Origin of the sequence: Streptomyces sp. 6N223, from assembly GCF_052246635.1 — a bacterium.
Classification (GTDB): Bacteria; Actinomycetota; Actinomycetes; order Streptomycetales; family Streptomycetaceae; genus Streptomyces.
In genome coordinates this window covers 57,688-72,381 of record NZ_JBQQCA010000035.1, presented here as the reverse complement: position 1 = coordinate 72,381, position 14,694 = coordinate 57,688, and the positions used below count along the sequence as shown (strand labels likewise).

The following is a 14,694-nucleotide window of genomic DNA, read 5'->3' as shown; positions in this document are numbered from 1 at the left end:
GGGGGTTTGGCCGCCGCGCCTCATGACCTGACGATCCGCACCTCCCGCGCGGTGGCCGCGTCCACCACGGTCCGGTCGCCCAGCTCCCGCTCCAGGTGCACCGCGACGTCCGCGTACCGCATCAGCTCCGGGCAGGGCCCGTCCGGCCGCGGGTCCGGCACCGACCAGGTGCCGATGACCACCAGGTCCGCCGTCTCGCGCACCCAGGTGCCGTAGTCCGCGTCGCAGGACCCGTACCCCACGGCCACCGTGACGGTCCGGCCCTCCAGGGTGCCCAGCAGCGGCATGCCGCCCACCGGAAACAGGTCGGGCAGTGGTCCAGACCACAAACGGTGCCGTTCCGTGATGTCGCGCGCCCTGGTTCCGCTACGGGCCCCGCTGCCAGAATCAACGGTCAATCCAGCTCATTGCTCTAGACCAGAACTCACCCGAGGAAAAAACGAGTTCAGGAGGGGACCGGCCATGCCGACAGCTCCCGGGGGTAGATCCCCCCGCACCAGGACGCGCCGCGCCATCGCCGGCGCCGCCGTGCTCTCCCTCGGCCTCGGCCTGCTGACCGCCTGCGGCGACGGCGGCAGCGGCGACGACGCCGAGAGCCTCGACGTGTGGATCATGGAGGGCACCAACCCCAGCGCCGAGCCGTTCTTCGACGACCTCAAGGCGGCGTTCCGCGACCGGACCGGCGCCACCCTGAACATCGAGTTCATCCAGTGGTCCGAGGCACACGACCGGATCACCAGGGCCATGGCGGGCAACGAACTGCCCGACGTCGCCGAGATCGGCAGCACCTGGGCGGCGGAGTTCGGCGCGGCCGGGGCCCTGGCAGACCTGAGCGAGAACATCGAGGCCGACGGCCTGGGCGACGACCTCGTCCCGGCCCTCGAGGAGGCCGGCACCCTCGACGGCGCCATGTACGGCATGCCCTGGTACGCCGGCACCCGCTCGCTGATGTACCGCGCCGACATCTTCGCCGAGCACGACCTCGAGCCGCCCACCACCTGGGAGGAGCTGCGCGAGGTCGCGGTCCAGCTGAAGGAGCTGGAGCCGGACATGATCCCGTTCCCCGTGGCCGGCGGCTGCGAGTACTGCGTCGACCCCTTCATCTGGGGCGCGGGCGGCGAGATCGCCGAGCAGAACGCCGACGGGGAGTGGCAGGCCACCATCAACGAGCCGGCGGCGGTGGAGGGCATCGAGTTCTACACCTCGCTGGCCACCGAGGACGACCTGTCGGTCGCCGCCGCCGACACCTGGCTGGAGACCGACCAGCTGGAGAGCTTCCAGAACGGCGAGGCGGCGATGATCATCAACGGCAACTGGTCGGTCGCCACCCTGCTGGACGCCGACCCCGCCTGGGAGGACAAGCTCGGCGTCGTGCCCATCCCCGGCCAGGAGGAGGGCTACAGTCCCTCCTTCGTCGGCGGCTCGCTGCTGGGCGACTTCAACAGCGACCAGCCCGACCTCGCCTGGCAGCTCATCAGGATGATGAGCACGGGGTCCTTCGCCCGTCAGTGGGCCGACGAGTCCGGCTACTTCCCCGGCCAGCAGTCCGAGCTCGAGGCGGTACAGCAGCAGGACGACCCGCTCGTCACCCCCTTCGCCGTCCAGATGGGCGAGGCGGGCGCGAGCGTCCCGGTCACCGACACGTACGGGGCGATCCAGGGCGAGCAGATCATCCCGCAGATGCTCCAGGCCATCCTCTCCGGCGAGAAGTCCGTCCAGGACGCCGCCGACGACGCCGCGGCAGCAATGGACGAGACCTTTGGCAGCAGCTGACCCTCACGCGACGACGGACGACGACGGCGAGCGGCGGGGCGGCCAGGAACCCGCCCCGGCGCCCGGCGCCGGGGCGTCAGCGGCCGCCTCGTCGCCGCCCGGGTCGTCCGTCGGCCAGCCGTTGGGCGGTGCCTTGTCCGGGTCGCCCACCGAGGCCGGGCGACCGGTGGCGACGGGCGTGGAGCCCCGCCGCGTCGAGAAGGGGCTCGGCGGGGGAGACGCGGCCCGGCCCGGGTGGCGCCGCCGGGCCGCCCGGGCCCGGCGGGCCCTCCGCCCCTGGCTGCTGCTCGCCCCCGCCCTCGCCGTCCTCGCGGTGCTGCTGCTGTGGCCGCTGATCCGCGTCGGGATGCTCTCCTTCCAGGACTACGGCCTGCGCGAGATCAACACCGGCGAGTCCAACTACAACGGCGTGGACAACTACCGGGAGATCCTCACCGACTCGTTCCTGTGGGACACGGTCCTGCCGAACACGGTGCTCTTCGCCTTCACCTGCGTCGCCCTCACCGTCGTCGTCGGCACCCTCGTCGCCCTGCTCCTGCAGCGCCTGGGCCGCGTCTGGCGCGTCATCTGCTCCACCGCGATCATGACGGCCTGGGCCATGCCCGCCGTGACCGGCACCTACGTGTGGATCTGGATCTTCGACCCGCTCGACGGCGTCGTCAGCGGGGGCCTCGACGGCCTCGGCCTGATCGAGCCGCGCGAGACCAACTGGTTCGCCGACCGCTGGTCCTTCTACGCCATCGCGACCCTCAACGTCGTCCACCACGGCTTCCCGTTCGTGGCCATCACGGTCTTCGCCGGGCTCCTGACGATCCCCAGGGAGCTGCCGGAGGCGGCCATCGTCGACGGCGCCAACGCCTGGCAGCGCTTCTGGAGGATCACCGTCCCCACCATCCGGCCGGTCTTCATGGTCGTGACCATCCTGTCCACCATCTGGGACTTCAAGGTCTTCACCCAGCTCTACCTGATGCCGGGCGGAGCGGGCTCCAACCCCGACGTGCTCAACCTCGGCGTCTGGTCCTACATCCAGTCCTTCAGCAGGAACGAGTACGGCATGGGTGCGGCCATCGCCGTCCTGCTCACGCTCCTGCTGCTGGCCATCACCGTGGTCTACGTGAGGGCCCTGTTCAAGGAGAGGGACGACCTGTGACCCGCACCGTGACCCGCCGCACCAGCCTCGCGGGCCGCATCGGCCTGGTCTCGGCCGTCGCCGCGCTGCTGCTCTTCACCCTCTTCCCCGTCTACTGGATGGTCAGCTCCGCCTTCGACCCCGGCGCCGACCACCGGGGCTCGGCGGTGTGGCCCTCCGGCCTCACCCTCGACCACTTCCGGTACGTCCTCGACACCGGCGAGTTCGGCGGCTACCTCCTCAACTCCGCGCTGGTGGGCGTCGGCACCGTGCTGCTCTCCGGCCTGCTCGCGCTCTTCGCCGCCGTCGCCGTCGCCCGCTTCGCCTTCCGGATGCGCACCACCGTGCTGGTGATGATCCTCGTCGTGCAGATGGTGCCGCTGGAGGCGCTGGTCATCCCCCTCTTCCTCCAGATGCGCGACCTCGAGCTGCTCAACAGCCTGCTCGGCCTCACCATCGTCTACCTGGCGTTCTCCCTCCCCTTCGCCGTCTGGACGCTGCGCGGCTTCGTCGCCGCGGTGCCGAAGGAGGTCGAGGAGGCGGCGTACCTCGACGGCTGCGGCTGGTGGCGGATGTTCGTCTCCGTGCTGCTGCCGCTGGTCGCGCCCGGCCTCGTCGCCACCAGCGTCTTCGCGTTCATCGTCGCCTGGAACGAGTTCGTCTTCGCCGTCACCTTCCTCCAGGACGACGAAAAGTACACCGCCGCCGTCGGCCTCCACCGCTTCTTCGGCCAGTACGAGACCGAGTGGGGCGCCGTCATGGCGGGCTCCACCCTCATCACCCTGCCGGTGCTGATCTTCTTCGTCATCGTCCAGCGCCGCCTGGCGGGCGGCCTCGCCGCCGGAGCGATCCGCTAGCGCGGGCGCGGGAAGGCTATTCCCCCTGCGGCGCGGATGCCTGCCACGCCGTGAACAGCGGCACGGTCCCGCCGCCGTCCAGCACGACCACCCCGAAGGGCCGGTCGAACGCCACGGGGTGGATGCGCGGCCGGACCGCCGACCCCGCCCGCATCGCGATCGCCGTGACCGCCGCCGCCTCCACGCCCTGCTCCGCCACCTTCAGCACGCACTCCTGCACCACCTGGCTGATGAGCAGCGGCTCCGGCGACAGCCGCGAGAAGTCCGCCGCCCGCGAGGCCGCGGCCCGCATCCCGAGCCGCGCCAGGTGCGGCAGCACGTTCAGCTTCGACCGCAGCGCCAGCCGCGGCAGCGCCACGCTCACCAGGTCCGCCTCGAACCCGGCCCGCTCCCCGGGCCCCGCCCACGCCGCCGCCAGCACCCGCGCGGGCGGCGCGCCCACCGGCCCCAGCACGAAGCGCACCACCGCCGGCAGCCCGCCCTCCCCGGCCCCGTCCCCGGCCCGGCAGCGCAGCTCCACCACGCTCACCTCGCCCGCCACCCGCCAGGCGTCGGCCGGCCGCACCGTCCGGTGCATCGTCGCCACCTGGTGCCGCACGCCCGCAGCGTCCGTGAACGGCCGGTCGCTGGTGAGCCCGCCCTCGAACGGCGTCTCCCAACGCGCCTTCAGCAGCAGGGCGTTCACCAGCAGCAGCAGCGTGTCCGGGGCGAGCGTCAGCGGCAGCCGCTCGATCAGCCCGTCCGTCGCCTCGCGCACCCACGCGTCGATCGCCTCGACCCCCGCCTCCGGGTCGAGCTGCCCGAAGCCGATGTCCGGCAGCGACTCGCGGAACGCCCGGTACACCGGCACCCGCCCCCACACCCCGGTGGCCACGGCCAGCGCGTCGGTGCGCCCCAGCTCGCGCGCCACGGCGGTGGCCGCCCCGGCCGCCTCCTCGCCCGCGACGCCCAGCACGCCCCGCAGCTCCGCCGCCGTCTCGCCGTCCGCGCCCGCCGCCACGGCCGCCATCGCCAGCCACAGCCCCGCCGGTGAGCACGCGAAGTCCTTCTCCCCTTCGGCGACCACCTCCAGCCACCGCTCCGCCAGCCCGCGCACCGCCGCCCCGTGCCCCACCAGCGCCGTCTCAGCCACCATCCGAGCGCCCCTCATCATGTGTCGCAGTCGAGCACCGTCCCGCACACCCCGCACCGGGCCCGCATCGGGCCGCGCACCGGCAGCCGCAGCCGCTGGCAGCACACCGGGCAGGCGAACGCCACCCGAGGCGGATCGCCCGCCTCGAAGGCGTACGACTCACCAGCACGCGTTCCGGTTCCCAGCCCGCGCAACGCCAGCGCCCGCCGCGCGGCGTACGCCCCCCGCCCGGCCGCCCCCGCCCCGGCCAGCGGCGGCCTGGCCGCGTCCCGCTCCGCCAGCTCGCGCCCCACCCCGTACGCCTCGTACGCCTGCGGGCTGGTGAACCACACCCGCGGGTCCTCCCCGAACGCCGCCGCCCGCTTCGCCAGCACGTACCCGTACTCCTGCGGCGTGAGATAGCCGAGGCGCTGCGAGGAGAGCGCGTCCCGCCGGTAGGCGTCCAGCAGCAGCCAGCCCGCGCCCAGGTAGGTCGCCGTCGTGTCCGTGAGGATCTCGTTCTCCTCGGTGCCCGAGAAGCCCAGCCCGGCCCGGTGCAGGAGGACGTGCGTCACCTCGTGCGCCAGCACCGCCCCGATGTCCCGCCGCTGCCCCGCGAACCGCTCGTGCAGCTCCACGGCGTACCCCGGGCCCTGCGTCAGCTCCACCCACGCCGCCTCCGGCATCCGCCGGAACCGCACCGACACCGGCGCCCGTGGCAGCCGCAGGTGCTCCGCCATCACCAGCGTGATCCGCCGCACCCCCGCCGCCAGGTCCTCCTCGTCGTCGAACGCCACCTCGACCGGCAGCACGCTCGTCGCGAAGCCGCGCACCGCCTCGGCGCCCAGCCCCCGGTAGAGCGCCGTCAGGCCGGCCCGCACCACCGGCAGATGCGGAAACGCGGCCACGTCAATTCGGGCCCATCTGCCCGTAGCACAGGCAGAACGGGTGTCCGGCGGGGTCGGCGAAGACCCTGAAGCCCTGCTCCTTCCCGCCGCTGTCGTGCAGGAAGACCGCGCCCAGCGCCTCCACCCGTGCCTGCGCCTCGGCCATGTTGTCGAGCGCCGGCACGTCGAAGTCCAGGTGGAACTGCTGCGGGTACGCCGGGTCCGGCCAGCGCGGCGGCGTGTACTCGTCCGCCTTCTGGAAGGCGAACACCTGCCCGCCAGGTGACGTCAGCGTCACCCAGGGCGGTTCGCTCGCGTCCAGCTCCCCGCCCATGATCTCCCGGTAGAAGCCCGCCAGCGCGGCCGGATCCGGGCAGTCGATCACCACGCACTGCAAACTCGCGATCATTCCCGCAGCATAAAGTGGGTGCATGAACAGCGGCACCGGAACCGGCATCGACGCCCAGGACGGACTCGACGACGACGTGCGTGCCGAGCTGCTCGCGTTGCGCGAGAGCATCGACAACATCGACGCCGCCCTCGTCCACATGCTCGCCGAGCGCTTCAAATGCACCCAGCGCGTCGGCCGCCTCAAGGCCGTCCACCACCTCCCGGCCGCCGACCCGGCCCGTGAGGCCCGCCAGATCGCCCGGCTGCGGCAGCTCGCGGAGGCCGCCAGGCTCGACCCGGCGTTCGCCGAGAAGCTGCTGAACTTCATCATCGCGGAGGTCATCCGCCACCACGAGACCATCGCGGGCAACGCCCCCGGCCTCGCTCCCGGCTGACCCCGGGCCCTCGGCCCCCGGCCCCCGGACCCCCGGGTGGACAATTCGGCGGCGTCCGCGCGTGGCCTCGGGCAGCATGTCCCCCATGGCCACACTCACACGCGACGAAGCCGAAGCCCGCGTACGCCTGCTCTCCGTCCAGCACTACGCCGTCGACCTGGACTTCACCGGGGCCGGCGAGGAGGGGGCGGAGACGTTCGGCTCCACGACCACCGTTCGTTTCACGGCGCGCGAGCCCGGCGACACCTTCGTGGAAGTGGACCCGGCCACCCTGCGCCGCGCCGTGCTCGACGGGCGGGAGCTCGACCCCGCCGCCCTCGCCGACGCCCGGCTGCCGCTGGCGGGCCTCGCCGCGGGCGAGCACGAGCTGCGCGTCGAGGCCGACATGCGCTTCTCCCGCACCAGCGAGGGTCTCCACCGCTTCACCGACCCCGCCGACGGCCTCGTCTACCTGTACAGCATGTGCTGCATGACCGACGGCCCCAAGGTCTTCGCCGCCTTCGACCAGCCCGACCTCAAGGCCGTCTTCGACCTCGCCGTCACCGCCCCCGAGGGGTGGACCGTCCTCGGCAACGGCGTCGCCACCCCGGTCTCCGGCGAGCCGGGCCGGTGGCGCTGCGCCACCACGCCGCCCATCAGCACCTACCTGCTCGCGGTCGCCGCCGGGCCCTACCACTCGGTGCGCACCGAGCACGCCGGGCTGCCCTTCGGCCTGCACGTGCGGCGTTCCCTCGCCGAGCACCTGGACAAGGACGCCGACGAGATCTTCGACATCACCCGCCGCTGCTTCGACCGCTACCACGAGATCTTCGCCGAGCCCTACCCGTTCGACTCCTACGACCAGGCGTTCGTCCCGGAGTTCAACTACGGCGCCATGGAGAACCCCGGTCTGGTCACCTTCCGCGAGGAGTACATCCACCGCTCCGCCGTCACCGACACCGAGCGGGAGCTGCGCGGCACCGTCATCGCCCACGAGATGGCCCACATGTGGTTCGGCGACCTGGTGACCCTGCGCTGGTGGGACGACGTGTGGCTGAACGAGTCCTTCGCCGAGTTCATGGGCTACCAGGTCCTCACCGACGCCACCGCCTTCCACCCCTGGATCGAGTTCTCGACCGTCCGCAAGCCCTGGGGGTACGACGCCGACCAGCGGCCCTCCACCCACCCCGTCGCCCCGCTCGCCGAGAACGTCCCCGACACCGCCTCGGCCTGGCTCAACTTCGACGGCATCTCCTACGCCAAGGGCGCCTCCGCGCTGCGGCAGCTCGTCACCTGGCTCGGCGAGCCGGCGTTCCTCGCGGGCATCAACGACCACTTCGCCCGCCACCGCTTCGCCAACGCCACCCTCGCCGACTTCATCGACGCCATGGCCCGCGCCTCCGGCCGCGACGTCCACGCCTGGGCCGACGCCTGGCTGCGCACCTCCGGGCCCGACACCCTCGCCCCGGCCGTCGACCACGACGAGACCGGCTGGCGGCTCGACCTCACGCACACCGGCAACCGCCCCCACCGGCTGCGCCTGGGCGCGTACGACGCCGCCCCCGGCGACGCCGGCGGCCTCGCCGCCCGCCAGGACGCCGCCCGCGAGATCGAGCTGGGGAGCGAGGACGGTCAGTTCACGCTCCGCTCCCCGGGCACCCGGCCCGCGCTGCTCGTCGTCAACGAGGGCGACCTGACGTACGCCAAGGTCCGCCTCGACCCCGGCTCCTGGGCCGCAGCCCAGCGGGCCCTGTCCTCGCTGCCCGACCCGCTGACGCGCTGCGTGGTGTGGAACGCCGCCCGCGACATGGTGCGCGACGGCGAGCTCCCGCCCGGGGACTACCTCGCGGCCGCCGCCGCCAACCTGCCGCGCGAGCCCGTCAACGCCATCGTCCAGGGCGTCCTCGGCTTCGCCCGCCACCAGATCGCCGACCGGTACCTCGGCCCGGACCGGCGCACCGAGGCGCTGGGCACCCTCACCGCGCTGGCCCGCGAGCTGCTGGCGGCCGGCCACGGCGACGCCGACCGCCGCCTGGTGGCGGCCCGCGCCGTGATCGACGCCGCCACCGAGCCCGGCGAGATCCGCGCCTGGTGGGAGGCGGGCACGGTCCCCGGCGGCCCGGTCCTCGACCCCGAGCTGCGCTGGCGGCTGCTCCACCGCCTGGCCGTCCTCGGCGCCGCGAGCGAGGCGGAGATCGCGGCCGAGGCGGAGCGCGACCCCAGCGCGACGGGGGAGGAGGGCGCCGTGCGCTGCCGCGCCGCGCTGCCGGACGCCGCCGCCAAGGCCGCGGCGTGGGAGGCGATGTTCGACCCGGCCGACCGCCTGTCGAACTACCTCTTCACCGCCACCGCGCAGGGCTTCTGGCACGCCGAGCAGCGCGAGCTGCTGGCCCCCTACCCAGCCCGGTACTTCCCCGACGCGCGCGCCATGGCGGCCCGCCGCGGCCACGCCCTGGCCATGGCGGCCACCCGGACCGGCTTCCCGGCGCCGTTCACGGACACCGCGACGCTGCGACTGGGGGAGGAGTGCCTGGCCGACGAGACCCTGACGCCCGCCTTCCGCCGCGGCCTGGCCGACCAGGTCGACGACCTGCGGCGCGCGCTGCACGTGCGGGGCGAGGCCTGACGGCGCCGGGCCCCCGGCTCCGCTTCCCCGGCTTCCCCGGACGGGGGAGCGGAGCCGATGAGTTTTCCTCCCCTGCCTGGTCGTAAGGGGTGGACACACCGTTCACGACCCGTAGGGAGATGAAGATCAATGGCAGCCACGCTGGTGGTATCGGCGTTCCTGACACTGGACGGCATCATGCAGGCCCCCGGCGGCCCGGAGGAGGACCGCGAGGGCGGCTTCGAGCACGGCGGCTGGTCGGTGCCGTACTTCGACCAGAGCATGGGCGAGATCATGGACGAGCAGTTCGGCACGTTCGACGCCCTGCTGCTGGGCCGCAAGACCTACGAGATCTTCGCCGCGCACTGGCCCCAGGTGACGGACGAGAACGACCCGGTCGCCGTCAAGCTCAACGCCATGCCGAAGTACGTGGCCTCGCGGACCCTCGACAAGGTCGAGTGGCACAACTCCCACCTGCTCCAGGGCGACGTCGCCGAGGCCGTGGCCGAGCTGAAGCGGACCACGGACGGCGTGATCGCCACCCAGGGCAGCGCCGACCTCATCACCACGCTCCAGCGGCACGACCTGGTCGACACCTACCGCCTCCTCGTCGAGCCCGTCGTCCTCGGCACCGGCAAGCGTCTCTTCGCCGAGGGAACGGTCCCGGCCGCGCTGCGGCTGACCCGCACCGAGCGGACGGGGACGGGAGCGGTGTACTGCGTGTACGACCGGGCGGGCAAGCCCGGGTACGGCTCGTTCGCACTGGACGACTACGAGGAGAAAATGCGCGAGATCAGGGGTGAGGGCCCCACCGGCTAGCAGCTCCCGCCGGATTCGGTAGCGTGGCCCCCGTGAAGAATGTGATCATCGCCGCGGCCGCCCTCGCCGTCACCGCTCCGTTACTGGTCGCCTGCAACGGCGGCCGTGACTGCGACTCCGCTCCCGCGCCACAGGACGCCGTCTCCAGCGTGTCCTCAGCGGATCAGAGCGGCACCGGGGAAGCCGCCTTCGAGCAGGTCGCCGCCCCCGAGCGGTCCAGCGGGGGACGCGGCGGAGGCGGGTACCGGGGCTCGGTGGGCGGATCCGGCGACGACTGCGACGACGACTGACCGGGACTGACGAGACCGCGAGCGGACGAGCGGTCACGCGCCGTCCGCCGCCCCGCGCGGCCCCGGCGGGCGGGGGCGTTCCGGCGCGCGCGCCGGCGCGACACGGTCCAGGTGGGCGATGAACTCCTGTGCCGTCTCCGCCACGTGACGGGCCAGCCGGGTCAGGTCGGTCGCGTCGAAGACGTAGGAGACCGACTCCACCCGCTTGCCCTCCCTGTCCCGCGTCACGCCCATGTGGGCCGAGCGCACCCGGTCGTGCACCCCGGCCGCCCCGCCCAGCATCGCCAGGCTGAAGGAGAACAGCGCCCGCAGCGTCTCCGGCCGCTCCTGCCCCGGGATACGGCCGAAGAGCGCGTGCAGGTACTGCGCCGCGACGCCCAGGTGCGTGATGAGGTGGTCGTGCACCGGCTGGTGCGGATCCGCCGGCCGGCCGTGCACCGTCTGCACCGCCTCCGCGAAGACCGGCGGCTGGCCGCACTCCGCCGGGTCGGCCGCGCTGTCCACGTACGGCAGCGCCGCGGCCGCGAGCAGCGTCGCCTGCTGCGCGCGGCGGTCCTCCTCGGGATCGGCGTAACGCCGGGGCGTGTGCCCCAGCATCACCAGGGCGGCGGCGAGTTGGTCGGCTCGCGCTCTCGGACTCTGCTGAGGGTTGCCATGCTCGGTCGGGCCCATGGGGGGCAACCGTACGCCCGCGCGCGGGCGTTGCCCGCCACGATCGAGGGCTCTCGCAGGGGCGGCGGGGCACGAGTGGGGAGGTCAGCCCGCCACGGCTGGATGAATCCGGCGATGTGACGGCGTATCGATTTCATCCAACAGGGCGACAGCGCAGTCGGCGTAGGAGACGCGGTCGGCCGCGTCACCGTGCGCCAAACGACGCGGTAGGCGCCGGTCCGGCCGCCGCCCCGATCACCGCCCCGCTCCCCGCGACCATCCCGGCCACCTCGGCCAGCGCGGGTCACGTCGGCCGCGACCACCCGCACCCGTCGTGGCCGCGCCGGCGGCGTACCGCGCCGGATCGCGCACCACCGCCGTCACCTCGTGCCCGCGCCGCGTCACGCCGAAGGCGCTGGCCCGGTCCCCGCGGTCCCTGGAGCGTGACGGCCTGATCGGCCGCACCGTCCGCCCCGGCGCCGTCCCGCACGTCGAGTACGCCCCCGACGCCGCTCGGCCGCGGCCTGCGCCTGGGCCATCGAGCACCCGGAGGAACTCCTCACCGCCCGAGAGCGGCACCGGGCCCGGTCGGCCTCCTTTACCACACCGAGGGCCGGCGGTCCCCACTGATTCCCTCGTTCGGGCGAACGCGAACCGTCTCCCTGTCAACATCCGAGCACTCGGCGTAACTTGACGGCGATTCCAGCCACCACCGGCCGTCGCCGGGCCGTCACGCCCTCGCGATCGCCGGCACCCCAGAACAGCACCGGAACACCACCAGAACACCAGGAAGGCAGTCATGCCCGCGCCCGCCCCCCACGAACCCGCCCTCCTCGCGGGCGGCGTCGCGGGCACGCGCGCCCTGCGGCCCCTGCTCGACACCGTGCTCACCGCCCTCGCCGACGGCTCGGCCGCCCGGGGCGGCCCGCTGCCGCCCGGCGGGCCCGAAGCCGTCGCCCGCGCCGTGGCCCGGCTCGCCCCGGCCCTGCCCGAGCGCGGCATAGGCGCCGAGGCGGCGCTGCGCGAGCAGGTCACCGCCCTGGCCGAGGGCGCCGCCGACCCCGCCGACCCGCACTGCGCCGCCCACCTCCACTGCCCGCCGCTGGCCGTCTCCGCCGCCGCCGACCTCGCCGCCAGCGCCCTGAACCCCTCGATGGACTCCTGGGACCAGGCCCCCGCCGCCTCCGCCCTTGAGGCCCAGGTCGCCGTCGAACTCGCCGCCCTCGTCCACCCCCACGCCCCCGCGCCCGACGCCCTGGTGACCACCGGCGGCACCGAGTCCAACCTGCTCGGCGCGCTCCTCGCACGCGAACGCCTCGGCCCCCGCCTCGCCCTCCTCTGCGGCGCCAACGCCCACCACAGCGTGCACCGCGCCGCCTGGCTGCTCGGCCTGCCCGCCCCCACCGTGCTGCCCACCCCGCGCGGCGTCCTCGACCCGGCCACCGTCCGCTCCGCCCTCGACGAGCTGGACGCGCTGCGCTGCCCCGCCTCCGCCCAGCCGCCCACGCCCGCCCTCGTCGTCGCCACCGCCGGGACCACCGACACCGGCGCCATCGACCCGCTCGACCGCCTCGCCGACGCCCTCGCCGCCGACCCGGCCCGCCCCACGGCGTTCCACGTCGACGCCTCCTACGGCGGCCCGCTGCTGCTGTCCGACGCCCACCGTCACAAGGTCGCCGGCCTCGGCCGCGCCGACACCGTCGCCCTCGACCTGCACAAGCTCGGCTGGCAGCCCGCGGCCGCCGGGCTGCTGACCGTCCCCGACGCCGCCGCCCTCCGCCTCCTCGGTCACCGCGCCGACTACCTCAACGCCGAGGACGACACCGAGGCCGGGCTGCCCGACCTGCTCGGCCGCTCCCTGCGCACCACCCGCCGCCCCGACGTCCTCAAGGTCGCCGCCACCCTCCGGGCCCTGGGCCGCGCGGGCATGGCCGCCCTCATCGACCGGACCTGCGCCGCCGCCGAGGAGTTGGCCGACCTCGTCGCCGCCGAGCCGCGCCTGCGCCTCCACGCCCGCCCCACCATCTCCACCGTGCTCTTCCGCCCGGCCGGCGCCACCGACGAGCACGTCGCCGAGATACGCCGCCGCCTGCTCGCCGACGGCCGCGCCGTCCTCGGCCGAGCCCGCGCCGGAGACCCGGGCAACCCCGGCGGCCGGCCGCCGCTGTGGCTGAAGGCCACCCTGCTCAACCCTCACGCCCAGCCGAGCGACCTCGCCGCCCTCGTCAAGCTCGTGCTCGACCAGAGCCGGCCGCACGACGACCGCCTCGACTCCCACGATCCTCACCCCCACGATCCTCACGAGAAGGACCCCAGCCATGCCCGCCGCTGACGCCGAGACCGGCATCGCACCCGGAACCACCCCCGAACACCCGCTGGACCTCGCGGGCGTCGGCATCGGCCCCGCCAACCTCTCCCTCGCCGCCCTGGCCCACCCCCTCACCGCCGGCACCGGCCTGACCACCGCCTTCTACGAGCGCCGCCCCGCCTTCCACTGGCACCCCGGCCTCCTCATCGAGGGCACCACCCTCCAGGTCCCCTTCCTCGCCGACCTCGTCACCCTCGCCGACCCGACGAGCCCCTACAGCTTCCTCAACTACCTCCGGCACCAACAGCGCCTGTTCCCCTTCTACTTCGCCGAGCGCATCCACTCCCCGCGCGCCGAGTACGACGCCTACTGCCGCTGGGTCAGCCAGCGCCTGCCCGGGCTCCACTTCCGCCACCAGGTGGACGCCGTCCGCTGGAACCCCGAACACGCCGTCTTCGACATCGACTTCACCCGCCTCAGCCACAGCGGCGACGGCGAGGGAGTCGGCCGCGCCCACGCCCGCCACCTCGCCATCGGCATCGGCACCGCCCCCCACATCCCCGAGCAGCTCCGCCCTCTCGCCGAGGCCCCCACCGCCCCCGTCCTCCACTCGGCCGACTACCTTCAGCACCGCGACCGCCTGCTCGCCGCCGGCCACATCACCATCATCGGCTCGGGCCAGTCCGGCGCCGAGATCTTCCTGGACCTGCTGCGCCGCCGCCCGCCCGGCAAGGAGCGCCTGCACTGGCTCACCCGCACCCAGGCGTTCGCCCCGATGGAATACAGCAAGCTCGGCCTGGAGCACTTCACCCCCGACTACACACGCTACTTCCACGCCCTGCCCGAGCCGATCCGCGACCAGCTCGTGGAACGCCAGTGGCAGCTGTACAAGGCGATCGACCACGACACGCTCGCCGCCGTCCACGACGAGCTCTACCAGCGGACCCTCGGTGGCGGCTGGCCCGACGCCGTCCTCACCCCCGGCGTCACCGTCCGCACCGCCGGCCGCATCGGCACCACCCAGCTCGAACTCCACCTGGACCACGCGGAGCAGGGCGAACGCTCCCGCCTGACCACCGACGCCCTGATCCTCGCAACCGGCTACCGCGAACGCCCCCTGGACCCGCTGCTCGCCTCCCTCGACACGGTCATGCGCCGGGACACCGCCGGGCGTCCCCAGATCGACGCGCACTACCGCCTCGAACTCGCCCCCGAGGTCACCGGCTCCGTCCACGTCCTGAACGCCGAGCGCCACACCCACGGCGTCGGCGCCCCCGACCTGGGGCTCATCGCCCACCGCAGCGCGACGATCCTCAACTCCCTCACCGGCGAGGAGCGCTATCCGCTGCCCGAGCGCGCGGCGTTCACCACCTTCGGCCTGCGCCCGGCGCGGCGGCCCGGCGCGGAGCCCGGCGCCCGCGTGCCGGCGCAGCTCAAAGGAGCGGCATTCCGCTCATTCTGAGCTTTCTGAGAATTGTCAATGCCATTTCAAAGTGATGC

14 protein-coding genes are annotated in these 14,694 nt (G+C 73.9%); 9 read left to right on the top strand and 5 right to left on the bottom strand.

From position 1 onward, the window contains the following. Positions 1 to 20: 20 nt before the first annotated feature. Positions 21 to 287 carry a hypothetical protein gene (locus tag ACTWQH_RS21365; RefSeq protein ID WP_443288268.1) on the bottom strand — a complete coding sequence of 89 codons (267 nt, stop codon included), beginning with the start codon at positions 285 to 287 and terminating at the stop codon, positions 21 to 23. A gap of 241 nt (positions 288 to 528) precedes the next feature. On the opposite strand from ACTWQH_RS21365, the gene ACTWQH_RS21360 reads away from it, so the two are divergent. From ACTWQH_RS21360 to ACTWQH_RS21350, 3 genes are all read left to right on the top strand, one after another. Continuing rightward, positions 529 to 1,773 (top strand): extracellular solute-binding protein, encoded by a 1,245-nt coding sequence (locus ACTWQH_RS21360; RefSeq protein ID WP_443288267.1) that lies wholly within the window; start codon positions 529 to 531, stop codon positions 1,771 to 1,773. Between the two features lie 166 nt (positions 1,774 to 1,939). After that, the gene (locus ACTWQH_RS21355) at positions 1,940 to 2,923 is read left to right on the top strand and encodes a carbohydrate ABC transporter permease (protein ID WP_443288275.1); all 984 of its coding nucleotides are present in this window, start codon (positions 1,940 to 1,942) and stop codon (positions 2,921 to 2,923) included. Further along, positions 2,920 to 3,759, top strand: a complete 840-nt coding sequence (locus ACTWQH_RS21350; protein ID WP_443288266.1) for a carbohydrate ABC transporter permease — start codon at positions 2,920 to 2,922, stop codon at positions 3,757 to 3,759. The genes ACTWQH_RS21355 and ACTWQH_RS21350 overlap by 4 nt, the downstream gene beginning before the upstream one ends. Positions 3,760 to 3,775: 16 nt before the next feature. Here the strand turns inward: ACTWQH_RS21350 and ACTWQH_RS21345 are convergent, their stop codons facing one another. The 3 genes from ACTWQH_RS21345 to ACTWQH_RS21335 are packed head-to-tail and all read right to left on the bottom strand — an operon-like array spanning position 3,776 to position 6,166. After that, a complete protein-coding gene (locus ACTWQH_RS21345) occupies positions 3,776 to 4,894 on the bottom strand; it encodes a serpin family protein (RefSeq protein ID WP_443288265.1) in 1,119 nt (372 codons plus the stop codon). Between the two features lie 14 nt (positions 4,895 to 4,908). Beyond that, positions 4,909 to 5,784, bottom strand: a complete 876-nt coding sequence (locus ACTWQH_RS21340; protein WP_443288274.1) for a hypothetical protein — start codon at positions 5,782 to 5,784, stop codon at positions 4,909 to 4,911. Further along, a complete protein-coding gene (locus ACTWQH_RS21335) occupies positions 5,780 to 6,166 on the bottom strand; it encodes a VOC family protein (protein ID WP_443288264.1) in 387 nt (128 codons plus the stop codon). The genes ACTWQH_RS21340 and ACTWQH_RS21335 overlap by 5 nt, the downstream gene beginning before the upstream one ends. A gap of 22 nt (positions 6,167 to 6,188) precedes the next feature. On the opposite strand from ACTWQH_RS21335, the gene ACTWQH_RS21330 reads away from it, so the two are divergent. The 4 genes from ACTWQH_RS21330 (at position 6,189) to ACTWQH_RS21315 (ending at position 10,235) form a co-directional block, all read left to right on the top strand. Continuing rightward, positions 6,189 to 6,542: a chorismate mutase gene (locus ACTWQH_RS21330; RefSeq protein WP_443288263.1), complete on the top strand. Its 354-nt coding sequence runs from the start codon at positions 6,189 to 6,191 to the stop codon at positions 6,540 to 6,542. Positions 6,543 to 6,627: 85 nt separating this feature from the next. Continuing rightward, positions 6,628 to 9,147 (top strand): aminopeptidase N, encoded by a 2,520-nt coding sequence (pepN, locus tag ACTWQH_RS21325; protein WP_443288262.1) that lies wholly within the window; start codon positions 6,628 to 6,630, stop codon positions 9,145 to 9,147. A gap of 129 nt (positions 9,148 to 9,276) precedes the next feature. Next, positions 9,277 to 9,945 carry a dihydrofolate reductase family protein gene (locus ACTWQH_RS21320; protein WP_443288261.1) on the top strand — a complete coding sequence of 223 codons (669 nt, stop codon included), beginning with the start codon at positions 9,277 to 9,279 and terminating at the stop codon, positions 9,943 to 9,945. Between the two features lie 32 nt (positions 9,946 to 9,977). Continuing rightward, a complete protein-coding gene (locus ACTWQH_RS21315) occupies positions 9,978 to 10,235 on the top strand; it encodes a hypothetical protein (protein WP_443288260.1) in 258 nt (85 codons plus the stop codon). Positions 10,236 to 10,268: 33 nt separating this feature from the next. Here ACTWQH_RS21315 and ACTWQH_RS21310 read toward each other — a convergent pair whose 3' ends face one another. Then, positions 10,269 to 10,907: a hypothetical protein gene (locus ACTWQH_RS21310; protein WP_443288259.1), complete on the bottom strand. Its 639-nt coding sequence runs from the start codon at positions 10,905 to 10,907 to the stop codon at positions 10,269 to 10,271. A 778-nt stretch (positions 10,908 to 11,685) separates the two neighbouring features. Here ACTWQH_RS21310 and ACTWQH_RS21305 point away from each other — a divergent pair. Then, entirely contained in the window at positions 11,686 to 13,218 is a 1,533-nt protein-coding gene (locus ACTWQH_RS21305) for a pyridoxal phosphate-dependent decarboxylase family protein (protein WP_443288258.1), read from the top strand. Beyond that, entirely contained in the window at positions 13,205 to 14,656 is a 1,452-nt protein-coding gene (locus ACTWQH_RS21300; RefSeq protein ID WP_443288257.1) for a lysine N(6)-hydroxylase/L-ornithine N(5)-oxygenase family protein, read from the top strand. The genes ACTWQH_RS21305 and ACTWQH_RS21300 overlap by 14 nt, the downstream gene beginning before the upstream one ends. Positions 14,657 to 14,694: the final 38 nt, after the last annotated feature.

What these genes read in the sequence shown, in the direction of transcription:
- ACTWQH_RS21305 (WP_443288258.1), top strand. Translation starts at nt 11,686, where the DNA reads ATGCCCGCGCCCGCCCCCCACGAACCCGCCCTCCTCGCGGGCGGCGTC.
- ACTWQH_RS21365 (WP_443288268.1), bottom strand. Translation starts at nt 287, where the DNA reads ATGCCGCTGCTGGGCACCCTGGAGGGCCGGACCGTCACGGTGGCCGTG.
- ACTWQH_RS21330 (WP_443288263.1), top strand. Translation starts at nt 6,189, where the DNA reads ATGAACAGCGGCACCGGAACCGGCATCGACGCCCAGGACGGACTCGAC.
- pepN (WP_443288262.1), top strand. Translation starts at nt 6,628, where the DNA reads ATGGCCACACTCACACGCGACGAAGCCGAAGCCCGCGTACGCCTGCTC.
- ACTWQH_RS21335 (WP_443288264.1), bottom strand. Translation starts at nt 6,166, where the DNA reads ATGATCGCGAGTTTGCAGTGCGTGGTGATCGACTGCCCGGATCCGGCC.
- ACTWQH_RS21300 (WP_443288257.1), top strand. Translation starts at nt 13,205, where the DNA reads ATGCCCGCCGCTGACGCCGAGACCGGCATCGCACCCGGAACCACCCCC.
- ACTWQH_RS21320 (WP_443288261.1), top strand. Translation starts at nt 9,277, where the DNA reads ATGGCAGCCACGCTGGTGGTATCGGCGTTCCTGACACTGGACGGCATC.
- ACTWQH_RS21345 (WP_443288265.1), bottom strand. Translation starts at nt 4,894, where the DNA reads ATGGTGGCTGAGACGGCGCTGGTGGGGCACGGGGCGGCGGTGCGCGGG.
- ACTWQH_RS21310 (WP_443288259.1), bottom strand. Translation starts at nt 10,907, where the DNA reads ATGGGCCCGACCGAGCATGGCAACCCTCAGCAGAGTCCGAGAGCGCGA.